The sequence below is a fragment of the Chryseobacterium sp. PvR013 genome (genome assembly GCF_017833095.1).
In the GTDB taxonomy this organism is placed as follows: Bacteria; Bacteroidota; Bacteroidia; order Flavobacteriales; family Weeksellaceae; genus Chryseobacterium; species Chryseobacterium culicis_A.
Genome location: NZ_JAFIBT010000001.1, coordinates 4,521,761 through 4,547,646, shown reverse-complemented (window position 1 = coordinate 4,547,646; position 25,886 = coordinate 4,521,761). Strand labels below are relative to the sequence as shown.

Here is a 25,886-nt window from a genome sequence, read left to right as displayed (position 1 = left end):
AATTTTAAAAAATAAAAAATGAATTTACCTAAAATAATCACAGATTTAATAAAAGCCCAAGATGATTTTGATAGCGTTGCCTATGCAAATTGTTTTTCTGATACAGCCGTAGTTTTTGATGAAGGAAAAAGGCACAATGGAAGAAAAGAAATAGAACATTGGATCGCAGATGCCAACGAGCGTTACAAATCAGTTATGAAGCCTGTCGGTTATGAAGAAAATGGAACGGAAAGCATTTTAAAAGCTGAAGTTTCAGGAACTTTTCCCGGAAGCCCAATTGTATTGAGTTATCAATTACAAATTGATGATGAATTAATACAATCATTGAAAATTACTGGATAAAATAAAAACGGCTAATTTTTAGCCGTTTTTATTTTAAGAATTGCAAAACATTTCTTTAAAGCAATTTTTATCGTTTTTTGAGATTATTTATATCGACGTTTAGAATCATTAATGATTCTTTTAACTGACTCATTATCTAAAATTTGCCAAACACAATATTCATTATTGCTTGAATATTTTTTACAATCTTCATTATTGTAAGTCTTTTCGTCGTAGTTTTCAAAAAACTTACTTCTTTCTTCTGCAATTTCAGGTACTATCAGATAATTATATGAATGACCTGTTTCCATAACAGTTTTCATCGCTTGATTTTGTTCGTTTATTGCTTCTTCGAAAGTCATAATAGTTATTTTTTTACTGCCGTGTTTATATTGAATCTAATTCTTTTTTTATTTTTTCGTAATCTTTTTTTATCAGTAGTCGTTCAGAATTCAGTGTAATAATTTTGGATTTTAATTTTAATGGTTTCAAATAATCGTTTTCCATAGCGCTTATTATTACTTGCCCATTTCCAAACTTATTCAATAGAAGTTTTACAATTTTTTCATAATTTTTTCCTGATTGTTCTTGTTGATTTGGAGTATCAATTACCAATGGAGCAAGAACTTCGTTTTGATATTTTTCAACCATTTTATATACTGACAGATAATATGCAAGAATTCCTCTTGCTCCTTCAGCAGCTCCACCTTCCCTAATGACTTTATTATAGTCTAACGGAGAATTTATTTCAGATAAATTGATTGAATCATAAGCAAGTTCACTAAGATAATCCGTGAAGAGTGAGATAAAAGTATCATTTCTATCTTCGATAATTTCTTTCGTTATAAGCTCTTTTTGCTTTCTTTTTAGAGCTTTTATTTCATTTTCAATTTCATGAACCTGATTTACTTTTTCAATTTTTGTTTTTTCAACATTTTGTTTTATTGCATTCCCCGCAATACTTTCGATAATTTGATTGAAATTTATTTTATTTTCATTCCTATCTTCGATGATATATTTTGAGTTAATTTCGTTAATTCTATTTTTAACTTCATTTAGCTTATTATTATTAGCAGAAATTTTGTTTTCGAACTTATTGAGTGCTTTTACTATTTCGAATAATTGTATTTCTGCCTGCGATTTGTCAACTAGGATTGATGCTCTATTAACGATAGAATTTTCGTGTATTGTACCACATAGTGGGCATTCTATTTCGTCATCAGGAATATTTTCGACAGTAAATCGATAATCAGAATCTAACTCCAAAATAATTTTCTCTGTAATCTCTTTTTGATGATTTAAATGTGTTAATTCTGCATTGTTAAGAGCTAAATTTTCAAGCAGCTCTTCTTGTTCTTCTTGTAAATTAAGTAAATCATTTTTAATATTCTCTGTAAGTATTTCTAATTGATCAACAGTAGTTACAGTAGTTAATGGTTCAGGGATGTAATTAGAAACAATATCAATAGCTGTTTCAATTTTTTCAATTTCTTCTTTTACGACATTTTGACTAAACTTTTTTTCTGATTTTTCAATCTCAATTTCAAAATGCTCTGCAGTTAAAAGTCCTATGTGATATTTAACAATTGTTTCCTTCCAATTTCTATATTGACCTAAATTTTCAAAATTGTTCCAGGCAGTAGACCAACTTCTTTTTTGGTCGATATAAAATGGGATGAAATAATATGCTGGGGGTGGGATTTCAAGTTCGTTCGTATTCTGATTCGGTAGTAAAGCTCTAAATTGAAGTAGGTCCGCAATGTCTTTAGAAAAATCTCCGGTTATCTTTTCATAATATATAGCCTTAGAATTTGGTGCAAGTAAAGTAACCTGATTTTTATATCTCTTAAGCTTATATAACTTATTAGAAATTTCAAATTCCACTAAAGTTGTACAATCTTTTGATTTCCAAGCAGTATCAAACTCCGGTTCACAGCCAAAAGTCCAGAAAATCAATTTTAATAAAGTAGATTTACCAACACTGTTATCAGTTGCCGTTATTAGATTCAGTGTTTTGCTGAACTCGAATTGATTTGCTAATTTTTCGGAATTCGATAGCACTAGAAGACGACTGAATTTTAAGCTTTGCATTTTTCTTTGTTCTAAGGTTTCTAATTAGTATTTTAAAATTTTCTTTATTCATTAGTTCATCATTATAAATTCACATATAATTGCAGATGCTATTTCTTGTTCGTTTGTGAACTGCTTTTTGATATTTTGAGGCAGTGATTTACTAACATTATTTATTAAATCCTTAATGTCAGTTTCTCCGTTAGAGAAGTTTTCATTTATAAGCTTAATTACATTTTTTGTTGTATCCAACTGCAGTGTACTTCTATTACTTAATTTTTGTGTTCTATATCTATTAAACTGTTGTCGTAATTGCTTTGATTGAACAGACTTTAAGTTAAGTTCTTTACAAATATCATTGAACTCTATATCAATATTTGATTCATTCTTAATATTTGTAAATTGGGCGATTACATTTACTACTTGTACGGAAGTTAGTGCTTTGTTTTTGAGAACTTCTTCCCAAAGTGTGAAATCATATGTTTCTTTTCCTTTTCGAATTAACTCATCTATAAGTGTGGTATAAATATTTTTAGCGTCTGTATAAGAATGCGGAAAGAGAGAATTAATTAATTCGGCAATCGCTCCAATAGTTATTAATTGATAATTTGTCTCAGGAAGATTTGTAACAATAAACTGTAAATTATCGGGTAACCCATTTACACCTATTTCTTTTTTTAGTTCGAGTTCTAATTCATCCAACTGTTTTTTAGACAAGTCGTCTTTTGTAATTGTTTTAAGTGTAATGCCTTCTTTTTTTAATTCTAATCCATAATCTTTAACCGCTATCAAGTTTATTTTATTAATAGCCTTTGTAAATGGCTTTTCAGAACCGCTTTTTACAAGTTTTCCTAAAACAGAACTTCCATTCTTTTTACTTTTTACGAGTTGATTAGTATTAAATTTAACATTTGTTGTTTTGACCTGATTAAAATCAAACTTTGCTTTATTAACATCTAAAGAATCACAGATTATAACATCTTCATGTAATTCAAGAAAAATAGCATATTCGGGAATGGTACTATGTTCTGTGATTATTTTATATAAAGCCCAATGATATTGAAATAAATATTTACTTATAGTTTTTGAACCGGATTTTTCTCTTTGAGCTTCAAATAAAGGATTCTTCTTTTCTGGCATTTAGTTTTTATTTTGGTTCAATATGACATGTAGCTGTGCCATTAGATTATTTATATATGCTGTTATCTAGACACTTATTTTTTCACTAATGTAATAATTATTTCTTATTAAGATACAGGATTCAAAGATAAATATTCTATCTTATAACAAATTACGGTATACCGTAAATAAAAAAATAGAAATTTTTAATTAGAATAATATTTTTATAATATTTACTTTTTAACTCCCATCTTTTTTATTTCTTCATCTGTATTATTGTCTAGAATCTTAGCATATCTGTAAAATGTTGCTCGAGTTAATCCAAATGGCTTGTAGATATCTTCCGGTTGTAATGTTGGATCCTTATAAATTGAACGTAGAAGTAGTAGCTTTGAAATTGTTTCTGCAGTATAACCTTTAGGTCTTCCTCCCAATCTTCCTCTTGCAGATTGCAATCCTGCATTAGTTCTTTCTCTTATTAGCTCCCGTTCATATTCAGCCAACGAAGCCATAAGGTTTAAAAATAAGCGACCATTAATAGTTTGAAGTATCTACACCATCAACAAGACCTTTTATTATAATTCCTTTATCACTCAAACTTAAAACAAGGTCAATAATGTTTTTTAAGCTTCTTCCTAATCTGTCCAGTCTCCAAACATAAAGTTCATCACCTTTTCTAAACTGTTCAATCATCTTATCAAGCTCAGGGCGATTCTTTGTTGTGCCGGATATTTTCTCCTGATAGATTTTCTCACATCCTGCTTTTTCTAAAGCTTCGATTTGTAAATCCAAATTTTGGTCTTTGGTTGAAACCCGAGCATATCCTATTTTCATAATTTGTTACATTAAACTCGTCTCTTGTAAATTTATAAAACTTTGTTTACTGATACGACATTTTGAGAAAATATATTTAAAAAGTAAAGTAATCAGATCCAACGACTTTAGAAATCTCATAAAACCACCGAATTATTTATGAAATATTACAACGGGAAATAATCTTAATATAAGCTTATTAATAGTAGAAAAAATTTACTTAGATCACGAATTTAATTCTGCCAACATTTCCAAATCAGCAACTAATTGGTTCGACATTTGTTCATCTTGGACTACAAACCATCCTTTTTTAAGGATGGTTTTTGTTTTTATTCTACATAGTAAATAGTAAATTTTATAATAATAAGAATTATTATAAATCAAACGCAAAATTTGGGGATTAAACCAAAACACCAACTAGTCAACACTCTTTCTTTCAACCATCTAAGCTAGATAGTACAGGAAAATATTCTTCTATTTTAATAATCAATCTTTCAAATTTAAATTACAAAAGTTGAAAATTCTATTTTTCATTGCTTACTTTCAGGCAAAAGAATCCTTTGATATGAAAAAAAATAAAGTGAGATTACGAAAAAATAAGAGTGGAATTTCTTCCACTCTTATCTAATTGGATGATAATTATTAGAGCAAGTATTAAACTTACTTATAAGGCTTTCCTTTACAATACCAATCATGTCTGATAATAGTATCTTTTTTATGAATAACAAGTTCTAGATTTCCTGCTCTCTTAATTATTGTATCTCCCGCTTCCACTTCATTATAGTCGTCAATCCAATTATTATGTACCATAATATTTGATTTTTCATAGGTTATGGGATGATAGCCTGTAATTTTGATCCAGGAATTATCTATACTTGCTTCTCCGACAATCAAATTATACTCATCAGGGTAGAACGCTTTTTTCACATCATTGCAATCAGGTTCTCCACATGAAGACACCAAGATTAAAAAGCTAAAAAAGACAAATATTTTCATAGTTTAATCGAATTGAGGTTTAAGGTAAATATGTTTTTTAAACCAACTTTCATTTATTCTTGTTGTCTCAGTAGTAGCAACTCCTATATCATTACCTATCATTAAATTTATACTTCTAGTTGCTGTCCCATAGTTTACAGCACGTCTATTTTTAGAACTTCTATTCATTTCTCAACCTAGTAAGAATGATCCAGCCTCAAAACACTATTAGCAATGTTTAATATGAGTTTTATCATTTATAAATGCAAAGATATTCATACAAAACGACCGATCTTGTCGCAACAAAATCCAATTGATATAAGTATTCAAAATACTATTGAGGTACAAAAAAAGCATACAAAAAGACCTTTTGCAAGGTCTTTTATATTTAGATTTATTCGTTTATTATTTTTTAAGCTCATCAATCTCTTCCTGTATCGATTTGATTCTGTCTCTTAATTCCTGGCTTATTTTTCCCGGAATCTTTTTGACTTTCCTTAAATCCAGAGCGAGCATAATGGAAGCAATTCCCATGAAAATGAAAGAAATGCCTGTAAGGGTCACTAACGAAATTCCTGTAAACATCGGATTAAATATCAGCAACAGAGAAAAAATGATTCCTCCTACACTGGCCAGCGCTACATTTCCCCAACTCATAATTCTCATGCTTTTCAGATCGAAGGCAAATCCTAATAATTGAAAGGAGCGAAACAGCAAAGTAAATCCTATTACAAAAGGAAGTACTGTCATAGAAATCTGAGGGTTTGCAATAAGATAAACCCCTATTGCAGTTGTTAATAATCCACTTACAAGAAACCAGCCCCATCCCTGTAAGGATTTACTGTTTTGCAGGGAAAAAAATATTTCAGTAATTCCTGAAAATAAAAATGAAACACTGAAAAAAATAGAAAGTGTAACATACGTTGCAAGGGGTACACTGAATACATAAAAACCACAGATAAGGAAAAGAATTCCAAAGATTAATGGGATGTACCAATGTTTTACAGTGTTGGTAAGGGTTTGAAATAAATTGGCCATAGGTGTCTTTTTTGGTCCTGCCTACTTTTTTGTAACGGTTTTCGGCTTATCCGCAGGTATTTCAAACAGATTATAATTTTCACCTGAATTTGAAATATACCCTCTTACCAATTTACGAAAAATAACCGAGGAACCTTTCAGATTCCGTGAATTGTTTTTACAAAAATCAAATGAAGCAATTTATTCAATTAACTTCATCTGATCTACAAAAAATTAATTTCAATATTCTTTAAATTTATCTTACCAGATTTCCGGCAGGCTGCTGCTGGGTTACACAATGCACCATTCCTCCGTTTTCATATAGGTTTCTTACATCTATTCCTATTACTTTTCGATCCGGATATTGATCCTGAATAATCTTATTGGCAATTTTATCATTAGGATCTCCATAATTCGGAACTAATACAACAGTGTTGGCGACATAATAATTAACATAGGAGCCTTTTTCTTCCAATTGCTTTCCGTACGCTGTTTTCACTTTATTTTTAGTGGATGGTACGTAGACTTTTTTATATTCTTTTCCGTTGACATTGGTTGCTGTATAAAGGGTATTGACATCTTTTTCAGAAAGTCCCAGCTCAAGAAGATCATCATCTTTCATGGTAAGCATCGTATTATGGTTAATAAACTTCATAAATCCGTCAATATGCATATCGGTAACATCCAGGCCTGTCACTCCTTCCAGCCAGATTACTTTAGATACTCCATAATAAGTTTCAAACATTTCTTCTGCTTCCTTCTGAGTGATGTCTTTGTTTCTGACAGCTCCTTTTTTCTGACTGATAACAGAGCTTTTGCAAGCCATTAAAACACCATTTCCATCAGTTTCTACAGAACCTCCTTCGTTGACCATTTCTTCATTCAGGTTGATTACTTTTACTCCAAGGTCTGCCCCTATCTTTTGTGGAATTTCATCACAGTTTTCAAAATCAAATTTCTCACCCCATCCATTAAATCCCCAATCTTCAATAAAAACATTTCCTTTGTTGTCTTTTACGAAAATAGGTCCGTTATCTCTGATCCATACATCATCGGTAGGATAAACCTTAAAATCAACGTTTTTCATCGGAACTTCATTTTCTTCCAAAAGATGGATAATTCTGTTTTTTTCTTCATCATTATAGGTAATAATGTGAACTTTCTCGCCGGACTGAAGGGCTTTTGTCATATCTACCCATGTTTGCTCTACCCTTTTACGGTAAGTCATTCCATGTTGATAGTGATGCGGCCACTGCAGCCATGTTCCTTCATGTCGTGAAGATTCCTCTGGAAAATGATAGTCTGTCTGTGCCATACTTAGTATAAAACTCAATACAAAAGTGAGTGTGAATAATTTTTTCATATCATTAAAATTTCTTTTCAATTAATACCTCCAAATTAGTAATGGCCTGCGTAGAAATCCGTGACCAGGAAAAAAAAGCAAGAGGATGAGGAGAAATATATTTTTCATTCTATTTGTTTTTTAAGTTTTACACTGCAGCTTCATCATTGTGATGATTTACAGGTGCAAAATTACATCTCTCAAAAAACCAAATCTTGTCCTAAATTGACATTCTTTTCATACAGAGAAAATAAAAGACAGGTACTCATATTCTCTATCTAATTTACAGAAAATAAAACAAAAGAGGTGAAAACCGTATGATTTTCACCTCTTCCAAACCCATCTGAATGAGTTGTTATATTCTTATTTTGGTTTGTACAATTTATACATTACGAACAAAAAGCCAATCCATATCGGAATCAGGATCACCTGAATTTCCATTCCTGTGATACTCATCAGCCCAAGAATCAGAACCAAAAATGCAATACAGATATAGTTGGAAATCGGGTAAAATATAGATGGGAATTTTGATTGAACACCTTCTGCATTTATAGATTTTTTAAACTTCAAATGGGTGTAGCATATCATCAGCCAGTTGATAATCAATGTAGATACTACTAAAGCCATCAGGTATTCAAAAGCTTTTTCCGGTACTAATTTATTGATGATAATACAGATCCCGGCAAAACATGAAGAAATAATGATTGCATTAGTAGGAACGGAGTTTTTGTTCAGTTTTTTCAGGAATTTCGGAGCATTTCCCTGCTGGGCTAATCCGAAAAGCATTCTGCTGTTACTGTAAACACTACTGTTGTACACGGACAAAGCAGCTGTCAAAACAATCAGGTTAAGAACATTCGCAATTAATGTATTGAACTGTACAACCTTTCCAAAAAGACTGAATTCAAGCCCATTCAGATTTTGAAATACCATTACAAACGGACTGGATCCTTCTGTAATATCTCTCCACGGACTTAATGAAAATAAGATCACCAAAGCACCTACGTAGAAAATAAGAATTCTATAGATCACCTGGTTGGTAGCCTGTGGAATTGTTTTTTCCGGATTTTTTGCTTCTGCAGCAGTAATCCCGATAAGTTCAAGGCCTCCAAATGAGAACATGATCATCGCCATTGCCGCAAACAATCCTGAATATCCGTTTTCTGTTTTATTAAATAATCCTTTCGGGAAAAATCCGCCATCATTCCACAGATTGGTGATCGTAGCTTTTTCTCCTCCAGTACCACTGATTAAAAGGTATACTCCAAAGATAATCATCGCAATAATAGCGACTACTTTAATGATGGAAAACCAAAATTCTGTTTCTCCATAGACCTTTACAGAAGCCAGATTAAGGGCATTGATAACGATAAAAAAGAATAAACTGGAAACCCAAAGTGGTATTTCCGGCCACCAAAAGTGGATATAATGCCCGATTGCCGTGAGTTCGGCCATACTTACCAGAATATAGAGAATCCAGTAGTTCCATCCGGAAGCAAATCCAGGGAAATTTCCCCAATATTTGTAGGCAAAGTAGCTAAAACTTCCCGATACGGGTTCCTGAACGACCATTTCACCCAGCTGACGCATAATAAAAAAGGCGATAATTCCGGCCAGGGCATAGCCTAAGATTACAGATGGTCCTGCCAGTACTGCAGCGGGTCCGATTCCTAGAAATAACCCTGTTCCTATGGCACCTCCAAGGGCAATTAATTGTATGTGTCGGTTTGTTAATCCCCTAACTAAAGTCTCGTTTTGTCCTGTTTTATTTTCGTTGCTCATTGAATGAATTATTCGGTCGCTAAATATATAAAAACTTTTCAGAGAAATTCACATTCCATGGGGCAAATTGACAATTTGTAATTCACGGGACAAGAAAAAACCTTAACAATTTGCCAAGGCCTTTTCTGAGTATAAATATAAAATCGTTGATCTTTTTTATTGAAATTGGTTTTAAAATTCTTTTTCGTAGAAATGTCCAACAATTTGCAAAAAATTCTTTTCAGCGGTTTCATCTCTTTAACAAAACTAAAGAAGTTGTATTAATGAATTTCGCTGTAGATTTCCAGCAATTCAACAAGATTGGTGATCTTTAATTTTTGATAAACCCTTCTTTTATAAGTTCCTACAGTAGATTCTTCAATATCAAGAGCATTGGCAATTTCAAGATTACCATTTCCTTTTGCCAGAAGATTAAAAACCTGCAGTTCTCTCTCTGATAAATTCTCAATGGCTTTTCGTTTTTTATTTCCTTTCAGCAATTCACTCAATATCTCCGGAGTGTAATACTGTCCATCTTTAAAGAGCGCCTCAACAGCTTTGACAAAATTTTCGGGATCACTTTGCTTATTCAAAAAACCGTTTGCTCCTTCTTCAATGTATTGCAACGCAATATTTTCTTTGTAGGATGTAAATATTAAGATGAGTGTGTCTTCAGCAATTACTTTGATCTCTTTCACCATTGATTTGAGAATACTTCCTGGAAGTTCAATATCAAGAATAACCAGATCATATTTTTCCGATTGTATTTTCTGTTTTACCTCATCATAGGTTTCTGCAAAATCGACCTCAAAATGGTTAAAATTTTTCTCCAGAATCATCGCGGTTCCAATTCTTACCACATGATGATCATCTGCAATGAGTATTTTTTTCGTCATATTTTAATAAAGATTTTAATAGTGGTTCCTTTCGGAGTATTTTTATGAAAAGTCATTTCGGAATTAATCTTCATGAGCAGCTGAACAACCATATGAAGACCTAACCCATAGTTTTTGAAAATCATATGTTCATCATTTTCCTTTTTCTTAAAGAGCCCGGAATAGTAAATTCTCTGTTCCTCAGACATTCCGTTCCCTGTATCTGAAATATTGATTTCCAAATGGGAAGCTGCGGAAGCTGATGTGATGGTAATTTCTCCATCTGAAGTATTTTTCACTGCATTATCTATGATATTGTGGAAAACTGCAAGGAGAATGTTTTTATTGAGCCGTGTTCTCAACTGGTGATCACAAAAGTTGTAGATAAATGTATTTTTCTGCGCTGCAATTTCTTCAAACAGTAATCTTTTGGTTTCAATCAGATCATAAATAGAGTATTCTTCATTGGCTGTATTTTCCTGCTTATACAGTTCGGTGTATTCTTTAAGACTTAAAGTAAATTTATACAGCTGTTCAGAAGTTTTGTAAATACTGTCAAAATATTTTTTCTGTGTCTTCAAGTCCTGAGACTGGTTGAGTTCCTGAGAAAGGAGGGCAATAAATTTCACAGGTGTGGTAATATCATGACTGATGCTTTCCACCAGTTTTTTTTGATAGTCGGACGCGTTTTTAAGTTTGTTATTCGTTTCGAGAAGTTCTTTGTCTTTATGAACAAGGGTATTTTTCAGCACTTTATTTTTCAGTCTTAAAAAATTGGTTCTGATCTGTACAATCACCAAAACAATGAAAATAATAATCCCAGCGATCAGTATTTTAAAGATAAGCGTCTGATAAAAATAGGCTTCTACTTCTACAGGGATGGTTTTATACATAAATTTCCCTGTTTCGGAAGACAGAAACCGAACGAGAAGATTGTAGGTTCCAGGATCTATATTGGCCAATCGGAATGTTTTATCACTTTTAATATTTATCCATGAGCTGTCTTCATTGTCAAGCTTAGCCTGTAAATAAATATTTTCCAAATCGGAATAGTAAGGAACATCAATATAGATTTCTGCATTTTTATATCCTCGTTCCAGAAAGAGTTTATCTTTCACCTCAATCATCTTTCCTTTTATCTTTGCTCTTTCCAGATGTATGTCTTCAAGCCGGGGATAATACGTTTTTACATTTTCAGGATTAAAAAATACGAATCCATCCATGGAAGGAAATACAAACTGTCCATCTTTCAGAATGTGGGCACAGGGATTTGCACTGCCGTTGAATTCATTATTTAAAAGTCCCTGTTTTTTGGTGTATCGGTAATAAGCGAGATCTCCTTTCGGATCATTTATATGTTGTAAAAGTATATTTTTATTGATTTTAAACAATCCGTTATTGGACGGGATCCACAGATTGGAATTCTTATCTTCCAACAGATAATGGGCATTCGCCAGGAAATCATTTTTATCAGACGGAATCCTGACTGCCTTTTGATCTTTTAGTAAGTAAAGCCCTCTATTGTATGTGGTAAACCAGATATTTCCGTCTTTTGTCCTAATAATTTGTTTTACCGGAAGACCTTTTCCGATAAGCTTCACCACTTTATTCGCAGTAAGAGAATACACATATATTCCACCGCTGCTTCCCAGATAGAGAAAATTTTTATCATATCGGAGAACAGCATCTATATTATCTTTACAGGGAATGATTCTTTCTATTTCTTTAAAATGGTCTTTCTTAAACAGATAGAGATAAGACCCTTTTCCGCTGACAAACGATGCCATATAAAGCGCTCCGCTTTTATACAGACCATCAAGTTCCTTATTTTTAAAAGAAATGGAATCATATTTTGTAAATCCGCTGTTCTTATATCTGATGTAAATGGAATTATTTTCCCTGTAAACCAGATTTCCGGCATTATCTTCCAAAATATACCGTTTATCATAAGATTGGGGAGCGGGATATAGTCTTTCTGATGTATTCTGATAGTACCTGATACCTTCTGATGTCAGGACAGAATTATTACCATAGCGTAATGCAGCATAGCAAACCTCATCCTGATAAGATAAGTTCTTTCTGGAAACTGAAAAATCGGATAAGCTTAGGATTTTAAGCCCGTTAATAGAACTTCCGATGTATAACTTCCGGGCTGCTTCATCGTAAAACATAGCACCGGAAATATCTTTATTAATATCCTTATATTCCAGCAAATAAGTAAGCTTCAACTTTCCATCTGAAAATTCACTTCTGTATATTTTACCATGACTGATCATGAAGACCTGTCCGGTAATCTGCTGCCAGTAAATTTTAGTTTCCGGATCCGTATAAACAGATGGTGCGTTGATATAAGAATATTTCCCCTGATAGAGCTGAAGAATTTTTTTATTCTCAGCATCAGCAACAAAAACGTAATCCCCATGAACAAACAATCGGTTCAATCTGCTTTGTGAAAATGCCAGATCAATTTCCGTACGCTTCTTATTTTTCTTTTCAATATAAATAATTCCATTCTTTTCAAAATAATAAGAACCTTTATTTAAATGGATGAAAAACGAATCTACAATCGAAACATACCGTACCGTGAAATTATTTTTAAAAATCTGTTTGTATATTTTATTGTTTGTTTTATTTCTGAAATTGGATACCAGTCGGGAAGATATAATATGGGGGCTTCTATGGGAAATCATCAGAACATCTTTTTCAGAAGCATTAAAAACAGCAATACTGTCTTTTTGAATGTTTCCGGAGAAATCACCAAAACTTAAATTTTTAAGTTTAAAATTTTTGTACTCAACGAAATTACTTCCATCGTACCGTACAATTCTGCCTTCCATAGACAGCCATATAAAACCATACTTATCTTTTACAATGTCCTTGATGCTGTTTTGAGGCAAACCATTGTCCATGTTGCACCAATGGGTAGTATAGCTTTGCCCGTTGACACTTAAAAAAAACAAAAGTGAAATAAAGTAAAGAAGCTTCATTCAATAGGGCAGCGTTATATTTAAGACAAATATATTATAGAAAATCAAATCCATTGTAAATATTTATCCACAATTATGTGAATTTTTCTCTACATAATTATTTATGAATAACATATCTATTATAATAAATTTGAAAACACTAAACACTTGTCCCTGTCAATGCCTCATCAGGCATGGTGCTAGAAACACAGTCTTTTTTGTCCGAAAAAAACATGATCTCCTTCTGTCCGGGGAGATCATTGTTTTATGAGCGTTAAAATGTAATATAAAGGGAAAGGGTAAAGCTTATAACAATTCTTTCGGAATAGAAATATTATTCTTTTTCATGTACTCCAGAAGATTTTGATATTTATCTTCATAGGCATCATTACCACATTTATGCGAAATACTACAGATATCCGATGGCTTGATGTCTAAAATATCAGATATTTTAGTCAGTATCTCCAGGTTGATCTTCACTTTGGAATTCTCAATATCGGAATATGCTTTTTGGGATATACCCATTTCAAAAGCCATATATTCCTGCGTAAGATCTCTGCTCCTACGTATTTTCCTGATATTTTGTCCACATACTTTCATCGTTTTTGTTTTAGTAGTTTTCGGTATATTTTAGAAGATTAGCTATTAGTCTCTAACAAAGTTAATAAATACCTTTGGCAAAACATTACACACGTTACATGATATTTATTTTCAATATAGAAAAGGCCTAAAAATAAGGTTTTTTCAGAGAAAATATCACTTCGGTAAACACTATTGGAATTTATGGAGACGCAAAAATTTAATTATGACAATAATATTGTCAGAGCATTCCTCTATGCGACTATCGCATTCGGACTTGTAGGATTTCTGCTGGGGCTTACAGCTGCACTGATGCTTTTTTATCCTGAATTACCTGAATTTTTATTCGGTACGGATGATACAACTATTAAAAGCTTGGCTTCGGGTAATATTCAAGGACTGATCAACACTCAGGGAGCCATGGGCTTCGGAAGAATCAGAATGCTTCATACCAGTGCGGTAATTTTTGCTTTCGTATGTAACTCCTTTTTCTGTGGTGCTTATTACAGTATGCAAAGGCTTCTTAAAACCAGAATGTACAGTGACACGCTTTCATGGCTTCACTTCTGGTCTTGGCAGTTTATGATTGTAAGTGTAGTGATTACATTCCTTATGGGAATCAATACTTCTAAAGAATATGCTGAACATGAATGGCCAATTGATATCTTAATTGCTTTCTCCTGGATCATTTTCGGAATCAATATGTTCGGAACTATTGCCAAAAGAAGAGTGAGACATTTATATGTTGCTATATGGTTCTATCTTGCAACCTGGATCGCTGTAGCAATGCTTCACATCTTCAATAATCTGGAAGTTCCGTTATCTTTCACAAGCTGGAAATCTTATTCTGTATATGCAGGTGTAAAAGATGCATTAGTACAATGGTGGTATGGGCACAATGCAGTAGCATTCGTATTAACCACCCCTGTATTGGGTCTGATGTATTACTTTATGCCAAAAGCAGCTCAACGACCGGTATTCTCATACAAATTATCCATCATTCACTTCTGGTCGCTGATCTTCGTATACCTTTGGGCCGGGCCTCACCACCTGCAATATACAGCTTTACCGGCCTGGGCTCAGGCGGTGGGAACAGGATTCTCCATCATGCTGATTGCTCCATCATGGGGAGGAATGCTGAACGGTCTTCTTACCCTGAGAGGAGCCTGGGATAAAGTAAGAGAAAATCCTATTCTAAAATTCTTTGTTGTGGCAATTACCTGCTACGGTATGGCTACTTTCGAAGGACCTTTATTAGCAACAAAATCATTAAATAAAATTGGTCACTATACCGACTGGGTTATTGGTCACGTACACTTAGGAGCTCTTGGATGGAATGGTTTCATGGCATTCGGAGTGGTATATTACCTGGTTCCTATTATGTGGAGAACACCTCTTTGGTCTAAAAAATTAGCCAACTGGCACTTCTGGCTGGGAACATTAGGAATTATCTTCTATGCTGTTCCGATGTATATTGCGGGATTCACACAGGGATTGATGTGGAAACAATTCAACCCGGACGGAACCTTGTTATGGAAAAACTGGCTGGACACTGTTACAGCAATCATTCCTTACTTTAAAATGAGATTCTTAGGAGGTGTATTTTATCTTTCAGGAGCTATTTTAATGGTGGTCAATGTTATCAAAACAATTAAAGCTGGTTCATTCCAGAAAGAAGTTCCTGCGGAAGCTCCTGCGTTAGCCAATATCGGAAGTTCAAGAAAAGAAGGCGAAGGAGTACACTTATGGTTGGAAAGAACTCCTACTCTCCTTTCTGTATTAGCTTTCATCACTGTAGCAATCGGTGGATTGGTGGAAATTGTCCCGACCTTATCTCTTAAACAAAGTGTTCCCAACATTACAGCAGTAAAACCTTATACTCCATTGGAACTGGAAGGTAGAGATCTCTATATCCGCGAAGGCTGTAATGCTTGCCACTCTCAGATGATAAGACCTTTCCGTGATGAAGTAGTAAGATTTGAAGGGAAAAACGGACAGTATTCCAAAGCAGGAGAATTCGTATATGACAGACCATTCTTATGGGGATCTAAAAGAACAGGACCGGATTTACACAGAGAAGGAGGAAGAAACCCGGATTCATGGCACTTCAAACATATGTATAACCCAAGAATTACTTCTGCAGGTTCCATTATGCCACGTTTCCCATGGTTAATCACCAATAAACTGGACAAAACAGAAATGGTAGACAAAATGAAGCTGATGAAAAATGTCTTTGATGTTCCTTATACAAAAGCACAGATTGATTCTGCCAACCAATGGGCGGATAACCAGTCAAAAGCAATTGTACAGAGAATTTACGCTGAAGCAACAGACGTAAAAGATCAGATGGTAAAAGAAAAAACAGCAAAAGGATCTGCCTATGTACCGCTTGAACAAAGAGAAATTGTAGCTATGATTGCTTACCTGCAAAGATTAGGTACAGACATTAAAACAACCCAGGTACAAACCGCAAGCGTAGAGTAACATTTAAAATTGAATTGCAATGAAAACGAGAACCCCAATTTCAATATATATCGCCACAACGATAGGTTTAACGATCATGGCCTTTGAAATGTTCGCCGGAGATTCAGGATATTTTTCTTCTCCTTTTTTCTGGGCGCTGATATTAATCGCCGTTATCCTTCTGCTGATTATGAATTCTATTGGAGATCTGGTGGAAAATGAAAATTTCAACAGATTATCTGAAGAAGAGAAAAAACAATACCTGGAAGAGAAAAAAGTTCCGTATTACCAGAAATTATGGAACTCTGCCTTCAAAAAACAAACCGCTACGGAAGAAAAAGATATCCTTATCGACCATGGTTTTGACGGAATTACAGAGCTTGACAATTCTCTTCCTAAATGGTGGATCGGTCTGTTCTGGTTCGGATGTATCTTCTGTGCTGTATATCTTTTTGCCTTTTCTTTTACAGATTATGCCCATCCGGATGCAGAATATACCAAAGAAACAAAAACGATGTTAGCTTCCATTGAAGAGTATGAAAAAACCGCACCTCAGATTAATCTGGAATCGGCAAAATACAGTGCTGATAATATCGCAGACGGACAGGAACTATTCAAAACGAATTGTGTTACCTGCCATGGAGACGGTGGAAAAGGAGGCATAGGACCTAACCTTACCGATACCCACTGGATCAATATTAAAGAAAAAAGCTTATTTAAAAATGTTTTCTGGATGCTTGAAAACGGCTCTCCTAACAATCCTACCATGAGACCTTTCATCAAAGAAGGAACCATTACCGGAAGAGATGCTGAAAAAATTGCCGCTTATATTTACCATATCAACCAGGAAACCGCTCCCATCACAACCGCACAAGGTGGTGCCGCTCCTCAGGGAGAAGAAGTGAAATGGGAAAACGGAAACAATTAAAATTATTATCTATCATATAAACCATGCCACGCCCCCATCACAACTACTAACATTTGAATTTTCATTTTTGCTAACTAACCTTTTCAACATTAAAAAAATGATAAAAAGGGGGCGTTTTTTAAAATAACAATCACTGCCTTGACCCGTCTTACTCAACTATTCACTTGACAACTACAAACTAGAAATTCCATAAAAAGACAGCCAAGGCAGGATTTTTGCATTCGCAAAAGTGTACCACAACAAGGACCAAATAAAATAGTATTATTATCTTTGTTAGAAACCACTTCGCATTTGAAACTGAAAATCAACACTACAAAACTTTTAAGGCGTATTGCAATAACCATTATTTCAATATTGGTTCTTCTTACCCTGTTGATACTAAGCTTAAGACTTCCTGCCGTCCAAAACTTTATCAAAGACAAGCTCATTGTTTATCTGGAGAAAAAAATCAAAACTCCGGTAAGCCTTGAAAGAGTTTACATCGGATTTCCCAACAGCCTTGTCATGGAAAATCTCTACCTCAAAGGACAAGATGTAGATACCCTTCTGGCAGTAAAGAAACTGGATGTAGGGTTACACATGCTGAAACTCCTTAATTCTACAGCAGATATCACTTCAGTCAATATGGAAGGTGCCCGTGCTAATGTGGTACGGAAACCGGATGGCAAATTCAATTTTGATTATATTATTGATGCATTTGCGTCCAGTGATAAAGAAGAAAGCCCTTCCAAACCCTTTATTATTTCTCTTGATAAAATCAATTTAAAAGATATTGGAGTAACCTTCAACGACCAACAGTCGAAGAATGACATCAAACTCTATTTTAAGTCATTTGATACCAGAGTCAAAACTTTTGATCTCAGCAAAAACAAATATGCAGTCAATGACATCAATCTTGACGGATTAAAATTAAAGTTAAAGCAGGGACTTGTAGAAGAAGTTGCTCAAAAAGTTGAGAAAAAAGTAGATTCTCTCAATGAAAAGAAACCGATGAATATTGGATTGAGAGGCATTAAACTTACTCATTTCGATATTGATTACGGTGACGAAAATACCAAAACATTCGCAAAAGTTATATTTAAAGAACTGAGCACAAAGGTTAATAAACTTGATCTGGAAAACAATGACTACCATGTAGCCAATGTATTTCTTTCCGGAGCAGACATTAATGCCAATCTCTATCTTCCCGCTCAGAATGCCAATCCGAAAAAAACACAGGAACCTGAGGTTTCCAAAGTTTCCGATCAGGATAAAGCCATGAAACTTCTCTTAGGGAAACTTGTTTTGAATGATGTAAAGGCAACTTATAACAATACTGCTATTGCTCCAACTAAACAAGGTATAGACTTCAATCATCTTAATTTTTCAAAAATGAATGTTGAGGTAAGAAGCTTCAAAATGGAGAACAATACTTTTGCTGGAACTGTAAATTCTGCAGAAATCAAAGAAAACAGAGGCCTGGATATCCAAAAATTCAATACGGATTTCGTGTATGCAGAAAAGGAAGCTTATCTCAAAGACCTTTATCTTCAAACCCCGAAAACAGTATTGCGTGATGAGGTTATTTTAAACTATAACTCCATTGATCAGCTTAGCTCAAATTTAGGTGCTGTAAAGATTTCAGCCAATATCAAAGATTCAAAAATAGGATTCTCTGATATTCTGAATCTGGTTCCCACTTTAAGAAATACGGTTCCATTCAACAAATATCCAAACGCTGTTCTCAATGTAAATGCTAATGTAAAAGGGAGCGTCAATGATCTTTTAATTCAGGATCTTAAAGTTTCCGGGCTTGATCAGCTGAGGGTAATGGCATCCGGGAAAATCAAAAATGCGATGAATCCTGATCAGTTGTATTATGATCTGAGAATCGGAGAATTTTCTTCCAGTGCCAAAACGATATTCAATCTTGTCCCTAAAAATACGATTCCTTCCAATATTTCGCTTCCTTCCCATTTCAGCATTAAAGGAAATGCAAAAGGTACAACCAAAGTGGTGAATACAGATCTGAACCTCTACTCTACTTTGGGAAATGCAGCCATCATCGCGCAGGTAGACATGCGTAGAAAGAATCACGAACTCTATGATGTAAAAGCAAATCTTCAGGGAATACAGGTAGGAAAAATTATTCAGAATAAAGATATTGGTCCAATCACCGCGCAAATTGCGGCAAAAGGTGAAAGTTTTGATTTTAAAAATGCCAAAGCGGATTTAAAGGGGTATGTTGCTTCTGCCGTTTACAAAGGATACCGTTATCAAAACATGAACCTTACCGGAAAGATCAACAAAGGAGCATATCATGTGATTTTAGATTCCAAAGATCCGAATGCCAGTTTACAGCTGACTGCTTCCGGAGTGTATGATGAAAAAAATCCCACGGTAAAAGTGAATGGAGAAGTCATCAAACTGGATGTCAACAAACTTGGTTTCTATGAAAAACCGATGATCATTGCCGGAAAAATTGATGGAGATTTTACAAGCTTAGATCCCAATAACCTGAACGGATACTTAAACCTTAAAGATTTTGCATTCTCGGATACGAAAGAAGTGTATCCCGTACAGGAAGTCAATCTGAAAGCTTCATCTACTCAGGATTCTACCCAGATTGTTTTTAACTCTCAGGTGGCAGATGTTGAACTGAAAGGTAAATATAAGCTTACCCAGATCTTTGGTGCTTTAACCCAAACGATCAATCAATATTATCAATTCCAGAAGCCGGATAAAAGCCAGAAAATTGATCCGGGGCAGCATTTTACATTTACTGCAAAAATCAAAAATGATGATCTGATCAGAAAATTTGTGCCGGAATTAAAAGATTTTGAAACCATCAATCTGACAGGAAACTACGATGCAGATTCTCAGAAAATTGAAATTGACGGGCAGATTCCAAGATTATTATATGGTGAAAACACCATTGAAAAAGGAGCCTTGAAAGTCACCAATGAAAATCAGGCATTGCAGTACAGCCTTAATGTTGCCGCATTAAAAAGCTCGAGCTTTTCTTTAAATAAAATTACTATTGACGGTGATGTTGCTGACAATACTATTCGTTACAATGTTACGACAAAAGATGAAAAAAATGCAACCCAATTCCTGATTGCCGGAAATGCAAAATCTCTGAATGACATTACCGAAATATCTCTGAACCCGAACGGACTTAAACTTAATTATACGGATTGGAATGTTGCAGAAAATAACAAAATCCAGATCAGCAATAAAGGAATTCTGGCTGATAATTTTATTCTCTCCAATGGAAACAGTGAAATCGCTGTTCAGTCGGAAAGCAGCAGCCCAAGCAGTCCTTTGAACATTTCGTTGAAAGATTTCAAGATTGAAACCATTACGGAACTTATTAAAAAAGATACGGTTCTGGCAAGAGGAACCATCAACGGGACAGTACAGCTTCGTGATGTGACTAAAAATATGACCTTCACTTCGGATCTGAATATTTCAGATTTAATCGTCTATGGAAGCCCTGTCGGAAATCTTGCGGTAAAAGTGAACAATGCTTCACCGAAGATTTTAAATGCAGATATTGCCCTTTCCGGAAATAACAATGATGTAAAAATCCTGGGTGATTACAATACTTCTTCCAGTACTTTTGATCTGAATATGGCGATCAATCAGCTTCAGATGAAAAGTATTCAAGGGTTTTCAATGAATGCGATTACCAATACGGAAGGTTATCTCTCAGGAAATTTAAAGATCACCGGAACTACTGCTCAACCTAATATTTTAGGAAAAGTAAAATTCAATGATGCCGGATTGGAAATTGCCAAAACGGGAAGTGATTTCAGACACCTGAGTGATGAAATAGATTTTACGAACCGGGGAATCGAGTTTGATAAATTTAAAATTAAAGATAAAGACGGAAATGCTCTTGTTGTAGACGGAGAGGTTCTGACACAGACTTACAGAGATTTTGCCTTTAACCTGAATGTGAATGCTAAAGACTTTAAAGTAGTCAATTCAGAAAAATCCAATGATGCAATGATGTATGGTGTTCTTGCTATTGATGCCGGACTTCATATCCGCGGAAACCTTGATCTTCCAAAAGTAGATGGAAGACTAAGCGTGGCAGACAATACGGATTTCACTTTTGTTCTTCCTCAATCCAGCCCTACTTTACAGGAAAGAGATGGTATTGTAGAATTTGTGGATCAGGATCAGGTGGTTTTAAACAAAACAATCAAAGCAGATTCTCTTAATGCGCAAAGCCGTATCAAAGGGATGGATGTGAGTGTTAATATTGAAGTCAGCAAAGAAGCAAAACTGTCGCTAATCATTGATAAAGCCAATGGTGATTTTGTACAGCTGCAGGGTGAGGCAGAATTAACCGGAGGAATAGATCCGTCAGGAAAAACCACATTGGTAGGAGTATATGAAGTGGAAAAAGGAAGTTATGATCTTTCTGTGAGTTTCCTGAAACGTAAATTTGACATCCGGAAAGGCAGTACCATAACATGGACCGGTGAACCTACAACGGCTCAAATGGATATTACCGCCGTTTATAAAACAGAAGCTCCGCCTATTGACCTTGTAGAACAGCAGATCAGTGGAGAAAGTGCTTCAACATTGAACCAGTTTAAGCAGAGAGTTCCTTTCAATGCTTTATTAAAAATGAAAGGGGAATTATTGAAACCTCAGCTTTCTTTTGATATCACTACAGATGAAAAAAATAATTCCGTATCTACGAATGTGAAAGATGTTGTAGATCAAAAGCTCGCCCAGATCAGAACTCAGGAATCTGAACTGAATAAGCAAGTGTTTGCCTTACTTCTTCTGAACCGTTTTATCGGAGAAAATCCATTTGAAAGCGGTGCAGGAATGTCTGCAGAAACCATGGCGAGACAGAGTGTGAGTAAAATTCTTTCTCAGCAGCTGAACAATCTTGCCGCAGGTCTGATCAAAGGAGTAGATCTTAATTTTGGTCTTGATTCTTCAGAAGATTATTCCAGCGGAGAAAAAAATACGCGAACTGACCTGAATGTAGATATCAGTAAAAAATTATTGAATGACCGACTGAAAGTAACGGTAGGAAGTAATTTCGGACTGGAAGGTCAGGCCCGCCAAAATGAAAATATGACCAATATTGCGGGTAATGTTTCAGTAGATTACAGCCTTTCTAAAGATGGAAGGTATATGTTACGAGCTTACCGTAAAGATGAGTATCAGGTGGCTCTTCAGGGGCAGATCATAGAAACCGGAGTTGGATTCATTATTACATTGGATTATGACAAATTCCGCGAGATTTTCCAGAAATCTAAAGAGAAGAAGCCGAAAAAAAATCAAAATAACCAAGTGGTAGAATTTAAATAATGAGTAATAAGTTCCATATATATTGTAAGTATCTGTTGGTTTCCGGAATGGCATCCACTGTGGTCTCGTGCAGCAATACCAGGTTTTTGAAAGAAGGCCAGATGCTTTACACGGGAGCCAAAGTAAAGATTGAAAATGATACGATTTCCAAAAAAGAAAAAAAAGATCTTCAGGCTGCTTTGGAAGCCAATCTTACTCCAAAGCCCAATTCTACGTTTTTAGGACTGCGCCCAAAGCTATATTTCTATAATATAGCCAAGGAACCTAAAAAGGATAAGGGTTTTAATTACTGGCTAAAATATAAAGTGGGTGAAAAGCCTGTATTATTGGGTGATGTAGACCGGGAGTTCAATAAAGATATTATTGAGAATTATTCTGAAAATAAAGGGTATTTCAATGCTAAAGCTTCTTATGATACGGTTTCAAAGAATAAAAAAGCTCAGGTTATTTATACGGTAAGACCAGGTTCCAGATATCTGATTGACGGCGTAAAATTCCAGAAAGATTCTACACTGGTTAATCAGGAAATTCAAAGCCTTACTGATAAAACGCTTCTTAAAAATGGAAGACCATTTGATCTGGATGTCATCAAAGCTGAAAGAGACAGAATTGACAACAGGTTAAAAGAAAGAGGTTTTTATTATTTCCATCCTGATAATATTATTGTTCAGGCAGACAGTACGGTGAGCAAAAATCATAAGGTGGAACTTAATGTAAAACTGAAAGACAATACACCTGATTTAGCCACTCAGCAGTTTAGCATTGATAATGTTATTGTATTTCCCAATTACAACATTCAGGACGTAAAAGATGGTAAATACAGTATACCTATGGACAAAGATTCTCTTTCCAAATATCGTTTCGACGACATTTACGTTATTGATCCTCAGCATAAATTCAAACCGAAAATTTTTGACAGAGCTTTATATTTCAAAAAAGGAGATCTTTATAACCGCTCTAATCATAATCTTACCCTGAACCGACTCATCAGTCTGGGTGTATTCAAATTTGTAAAGAATGAGTTCATTGTATCTGACTCTTTAAGCCATAAATTTGATGCGTATTATCTATTGACCCCTAGACAAGTCCAGTCGCTGCGCCTGGAAGCATTAGGAAGAACGAACTCTGCCAACTACGCAGGTAGTGAGCTGAACCTTAACTGGACTCACAGAAACTTTTTCCGTGGTGCCGAGCAATTCAAAGCCGCCATCTACGGAGCATTTGATTTCCAGATGGGAGGTGCCCAAAATGCCAATAATATTTTCCGTGCCGGAACAAACGTACAACTTTCTATTCCGAGAATTGTAGCGCCATTCCGTTTTCACTCGTCCAGTGAATTTGTTCCCAGAACAAATATTACATTGGGATATGAATTCCAGAACAGAACACAATATTACACGCTTAATAATTTCACCGGATCATTCGGATATGTTTGGAAAGAAAATGCAAGAAAGGAACATGATCTGAAAGTGATTGATATTACATTGGTTTCTCCTGCCAATGTTACGGAAGAATATGAATCTATCTCTGCAAAAAATCCTGCCATGAAAAGAGTTGTAGCCAAACAACTTATTTTCGGTCCTACCTATTCTTATACCTACACCAATACGATGCTGCCAAGAACCAATACCTTTTACTACAAAGGAACACTTGATCTGGCAGGAAATATTACAGGTCTGGTTACCGGAGCTGATGTAAAAAAGGACAAAGAGAAGAAAATATTTGGGATTCCTTTCAGCCAGTATGTAAAGATTGAAAATGATTTCAGATTCTATCATAAGTTTACTGAAAAATCTTCACTGGCAACGAGATTTATCGGAGGAATCGCTTATCCTTACGGAAATTCAGAATTTATTCCTTTCTCTAAACAGTTTTTCTCAGGAGGGAGTAACAGTATCAGAGCATTCCGTGCAAGAACATTAGGGCCGGGAAGTTTTGACCCGAGAACGATAGATCCGAGTATTTACTTTGATCAGTCCGGAGATATCAAACTGGAATTAAATGCTGAATACAGAGCCAATCTTTATAAATTTTTAAATGCTGCCGTTTTTGTAGATGCCGGAAATATCTGGCTGCTTCACGACGACAAAGACAGACCGGGAGCTAAATTTTCAAAAGATTTTTTAAATGAAATTGCGGTGGGAGCCGGAGTAGGTCTGAGACTGGATTTTTCTATCCTGATTCTAAGACTTGATCTTGCCATGCCATTGAGAGTTCCTTACTATCAGAAAGGAGACAGGTGGACCTTCGACAAAATCAACTTCGGAGACTCAAGCTGGAGAAAAGATAACCTTGTTTTTAATATTGCCATCGGATATCCTTTTTAATATGATCAAAAATCTTAAATTTTTCTGGGAAGTTCTTAAAGATACATTTACTGAATGGAACAATTCTACTGCATCAAAAGATTCAGCAAGTCTTGCCTATTATGCTATCTTTTCTATTCCGGGATTATTGATTATTATTATCTGGGTCCTTGGAAACTTCTTTGGTGAAGAAGCCATCCGCGGGCAGATCAGCACACAGATCAGCGGTATCATGGGACCGGATGTAGCGAAAAGCATTGAAGGCATGCTGGCAGGTGCTCTTATTGATAAAAAGAATATTTTTATGAAAGCGGTAGGAGTGGGATCATTGGTTTTTGGTTCTACTACACTCTTTTTTCAACTTCAGCATTCTTTAAATACACTTTGGGAAGTAGAAGCTGCTCCAAAGAAAGCGTTGCTTAAATTTTTACTGGACAGAGCGAATTCTTTAGGGATGATTCTTATTCTGGGATTTCTTCTGATGATCACCATGATTTTATCTTCTCTGATCAGTCTGTTTAATACGATTATCACCCAATATTTTGGTTTTGAAACGTATATGCTGGTAGAAACCGTGAATTTCGCTGTAGGCTTTGGACTTGTCATGCTCTTATTTGCTTTAATGTTTAAAGTTTTGCCGGATGTTTTGGTCAGCTGGAAACCGGTATGGAGGGGAGCTTTTCTCACTACTGTTTTATTTACGCTAGGGAAATTTTTATTAAGTCTTTATTTTAATCAGGTAAAACCTACCTCAGCCTTTGGCGCTGCCGGAACAGTGATTCTGATTATGATGTGGATCAATTATTCCTGCATGCTGATATTCTTTGGTGCAGAATTTACCAAAGTTTATACTTACAAAAAAGGATATAAAGTTATTCTTTCCAAACATGCACGGTGGACTCCAGCCAAACTTTACGCTGACAGCTTAAAACAGATGAAAGATAATCAAGAAGAGACCAAAAGTCCAGAAACTTCGGAATCAAAACAATCTTAGTATTAAATAGCTCTATAATAAAAAAGCCTCCTGAAATT

Annotated in this window: 18 protein-coding genes; 6 read left to right on the top strand and 12 right to left on the bottom strand. The window is 34.8% G+C overall.

The window, feature by feature from the left end; all coding sequences use genetic code 11:
• Positions 1-18 precede the first annotated feature (18 nt).
• Positions 19-342: a nuclear transport factor 2 family protein gene (locus tag JOE44_RS20730; protein WP_209787179.1), complete on the top strand. Its 324-nt coding sequence runs from the start codon at positions 19-21 to the stop codon at positions 340-342.
• An 83-nt stretch (positions 343-425) separates the two neighbouring features.
• Here the strand turns inward: JOE44_RS20730 and JOE44_RS20725 are convergent, their stop codons facing one another.
• From JOE44_RS20725 to JOE44_RS20675, 12 genes are all read right to left on the bottom strand, one after another.
• Entirely contained in the window at positions 426-683 is a 258-nt protein-coding gene (locus JOE44_RS20725) for a hypothetical protein (protein WP_209787177.1), read from the bottom strand.
• A gap of 25 nt (positions 684-708) precedes the next feature.
• Positions 709-2,412, bottom strand: coding sequence for a hypothetical protein (locus JOE44_RS20720; RefSeq protein ID WP_209787176.1), 1,704 nt, complete (start codon positions 2,410-2,412; stop codon positions 709-711).
• A 51-nt stretch (positions 2,413-2,463) separates the two neighbouring features.
• On the bottom strand, positions 2,464-3,531 hold the full coding sequence (locus JOE44_RS20715; RefSeq protein WP_209787169.1) for a DUF4297 domain-containing protein: 1,068 nt from the start codon (positions 3,529-3,531) through the stop codon (positions 2,464-2,466).
• Positions 3,532-3,743: 212 nt separating this feature from the next.
• The gene (locus JOE44_RS25295; RefSeq protein WP_280895083.1) at positions 3,744-4,022 is read right to left on the bottom strand and encodes a hypothetical protein; all 279 of its coding nucleotides are present in this window, start codon (positions 4,020-4,022) and stop codon (positions 3,744-3,746) included.
• Positions 4,023-4,044: 22 nt separating this feature from the next.
• Positions 4,045-4,344: a recombinase family protein gene (locus JOE44_RS25290; protein ID WP_280895081.1), complete on the bottom strand. Its 300-nt coding sequence runs from the start codon at positions 4,342-4,344 to the stop codon at positions 4,045-4,047.
• Positions 4,345-4,983: 639 nt separating this feature from the next.
• A complete protein-coding gene (locus tag JOE44_RS20705) occupies positions 4,984-5,319 on the bottom strand; it encodes a hypothetical protein (RefSeq protein WP_209787167.1) in 336 nt (111 codons plus the stop codon).
• A 384-nt stretch (positions 5,320-5,703) separates the two neighbouring features.
• Positions 5,704-6,336 carry a DUF308 domain-containing protein gene (locus JOE44_RS20700; protein WP_209787165.1) on the bottom strand — a complete coding sequence of 211 codons (633 nt, stop codon included), beginning with the start codon at positions 6,334-6,336 and terminating at the stop codon, positions 5,704-5,706.
• 235 nt (positions 6,337-6,571) lie between these two features.
• Positions 6,572-7,678, bottom strand: a complete 1,107-nt coding sequence (locus tag JOE44_RS20695) for an agmatine deiminase family protein (protein ID WP_209787163.1) — start codon at positions 7,676-7,678, stop codon at positions 6,572-6,574.
• 342 nt (positions 7,679-8,020) lie between these two features.
• Positions 8,021-9,439 (bottom strand): amino acid permease, encoded by a 1,419-nt coding sequence (locus JOE44_RS20690; protein WP_209787161.1) that lies wholly within the window; start codon positions 9,437-9,439, stop codon positions 8,021-8,023.
• Between the two features lie 260 nt (positions 9,440-9,699).
• Positions 9,700-10,314, bottom strand: a complete 615-nt coding sequence (locus JOE44_RS20685) for a response regulator transcription factor (protein WP_209787158.1) — start codon at positions 10,312-10,314, stop codon at positions 9,700-9,702.
• A complete protein-coding gene (locus JOE44_RS20680; RefSeq protein ID WP_209787156.1) occupies positions 10,311-13,280 on the bottom strand; it encodes a HAMP domain-containing sensor histidine kinase in 2,970 nt (989 codons plus the stop codon). The genes JOE44_RS20685 and JOE44_RS20680 overlap by 4 nt, the downstream gene beginning before the upstream one ends.
• 285 nt (positions 13,281-13,565) lie before the next feature.
• Positions 13,566-13,859 carry a helix-turn-helix transcriptional regulator gene (locus tag JOE44_RS20675; RefSeq protein ID WP_209787154.1) on the bottom strand — a complete coding sequence of 98 codons (294 nt, stop codon included), beginning with the start codon at positions 13,857-13,859 and terminating at the stop codon, positions 13,566-13,568.
• 183 nt (positions 13,860-14,042) lie between these two features.
• Between JOE44_RS20675 and ccoN the strand changes: the two genes are divergently transcribed.
• The 5 genes from ccoN (at position 14,043) to JOE44_RS20650 (ending at position 25,848) form a co-directional block, all read left to right on the top strand.
• The gene (gene ccoN, locus JOE44_RS20670; protein WP_209787152.1) at positions 14,043-16,322 is read left to right on the top strand and encodes a cytochrome-c oxidase, cbb3-type subunit I; all 2,280 of its coding nucleotides are present in this window, start codon (positions 14,043-14,045) and stop codon (positions 16,320-16,322) included.
• Positions 16,323-16,341: 19 nt separating this feature from the next.
• The gene (locus JOE44_RS20665) at positions 16,342-17,229 is read left to right on the top strand and encodes a cbb3-type cytochrome c oxidase N-terminal domain-containing protein (protein ID WP_209787151.1); all 888 of its coding nucleotides are present in this window, start codon (positions 16,342-16,344) and stop codon (positions 17,227-17,229) included.
• Positions 17,230-17,520: 291 nt separating this feature from the next.
• Positions 17,521-22,548 carry a translocation/assembly module TamB domain-containing protein gene (locus tag JOE44_RS20660; protein WP_209787149.1) on the top strand — a complete coding sequence of 1,676 codons (5,028 nt, stop codon included), beginning with the start codon at positions 17,521-17,523 and terminating at the stop codon, positions 22,546-22,548.
• Entirely contained in the window at positions 22,548-24,875 is a 2,328-nt protein-coding gene (locus JOE44_RS20655) for a BamA/TamA family outer membrane protein (RefSeq protein ID WP_209787147.1), read from the top strand. The genes JOE44_RS20660 and JOE44_RS20655 overlap by 1 nt, the downstream gene beginning before the upstream one ends.
• Before the next feature lies 1 nt (position 24,876).
• Positions 24,877-25,848, top strand: a complete 972-nt coding sequence (locus JOE44_RS20650; RefSeq protein WP_209787138.1) for a YihY/virulence factor BrkB family protein — start codon at positions 24,877-24,879, stop codon at positions 25,846-25,848.
• Positions 25,849-25,886: the final 38 nt, after the last annotated feature.

Bases quoted from the DNA above. Each gene is read 5' to 3' on its own strand.
- JOE44_RS20730 (WP_209787179.1), top strand. From the start codon at position 19: ATGAATTTACCTAAAATAATCACAGATTTAATAAAAGCCCAAGATGAT.
- JOE44_RS20725 (WP_209787177.1), bottom strand. From the start codon at position 683: ATGACTTTCGAAGAAGCAATAAACGAACAAAATCAAGCGATGAAAACT.
- JOE44_RS20720 (WP_209787176.1), bottom strand. From the start codon at position 2,412: ATGCAAAGCTTAAAATTCAGTCGTCTTCTAGTGCTATCGAATTCCGAA.
- JOE44_RS20715 (WP_209787169.1), bottom strand. From the start codon at position 3,531: ATGCCAGAAAAGAAGAATCCTTTATTTGAAGCTCAAAGAGAAAAATCC.
- JOE44_RS25295 (WP_280895083.1), bottom strand. From the start codon at position 4,022: ATGGCTTCGTTGGCTGAATATGAACGGGAGCTAATAAGAGAAAGAACT.
- JOE44_RS25290 (WP_280895081.1), bottom strand. From the start codon at position 4,344: ATGAAAATAGGATATGCTCGGGTTTCAACCAAAGACCAAAATTTGGAT.
- JOE44_RS20705 (WP_209787167.1), bottom strand. From the start codon at position 5,319: ATGAAAATATTTGTCTTTTTTAGCTTTTTAATCTTGGTGTCTTCATGT.
- JOE44_RS20700 (WP_209787165.1), bottom strand. From the start codon at position 6,336: ATGGCCAATTTATTTCAAACCCTTACCAACACTGTAAAACATTGGTAC.
- JOE44_RS20695 (WP_209787163.1), bottom strand. From the start codon at position 7,678: ATGAAAAAATTATTCACACTCACTTTTGTATTGAGTTTTATACTAAGT.
- JOE44_RS20690 (WP_209787161.1), bottom strand. From the start codon at position 9,439: ATGAGCAACGAAAATAAAACAGGACAAAACGAGACTTTAGTTAGGGGA.
- JOE44_RS20685 (WP_209787158.1), bottom strand. From the start codon at position 10,314: ATGACGAAAAAAATACTCATTGCAGATGATCATCATGTGGTAAGAATT.
- JOE44_RS20680 (WP_209787156.1), bottom strand. From the start codon at position 13,280: ATGAAGCTTCTTTACTTTATTTCACTTTTGTTTTTTTTAAGTGTCAAC.
- JOE44_RS20675 (WP_209787154.1), bottom strand. From the start codon at position 13,859: ATGAAAGTATGTGGACAAAATATCAGGAAAATACGTAGGAGCAGAGAT.
- ccoN (WP_209787152.1), top strand. From the start codon at position 14,043: ATGGAGACGCAAAAATTTAATTATGACAATAATATTGTCAGAGCATTC.
- JOE44_RS20665 (WP_209787151.1), top strand. From the start codon at position 16,342: ATGAAAACGAGAACCCCAATTTCAATATATATCGCCACAACGATAGGT.
- JOE44_RS20655 (WP_209787147.1), top strand. From the start codon at position 22,548: ATGAGTAATAAGTTCCATATATATTGTAAGTATCTGTTGGTTTCCGGA.
- JOE44_RS20650 (WP_209787138.1), top strand. From the start codon at position 24,877: ATGATCAAAAATCTTAAATTTTTCTGGGAAGTTCTTAAAGATACATTT.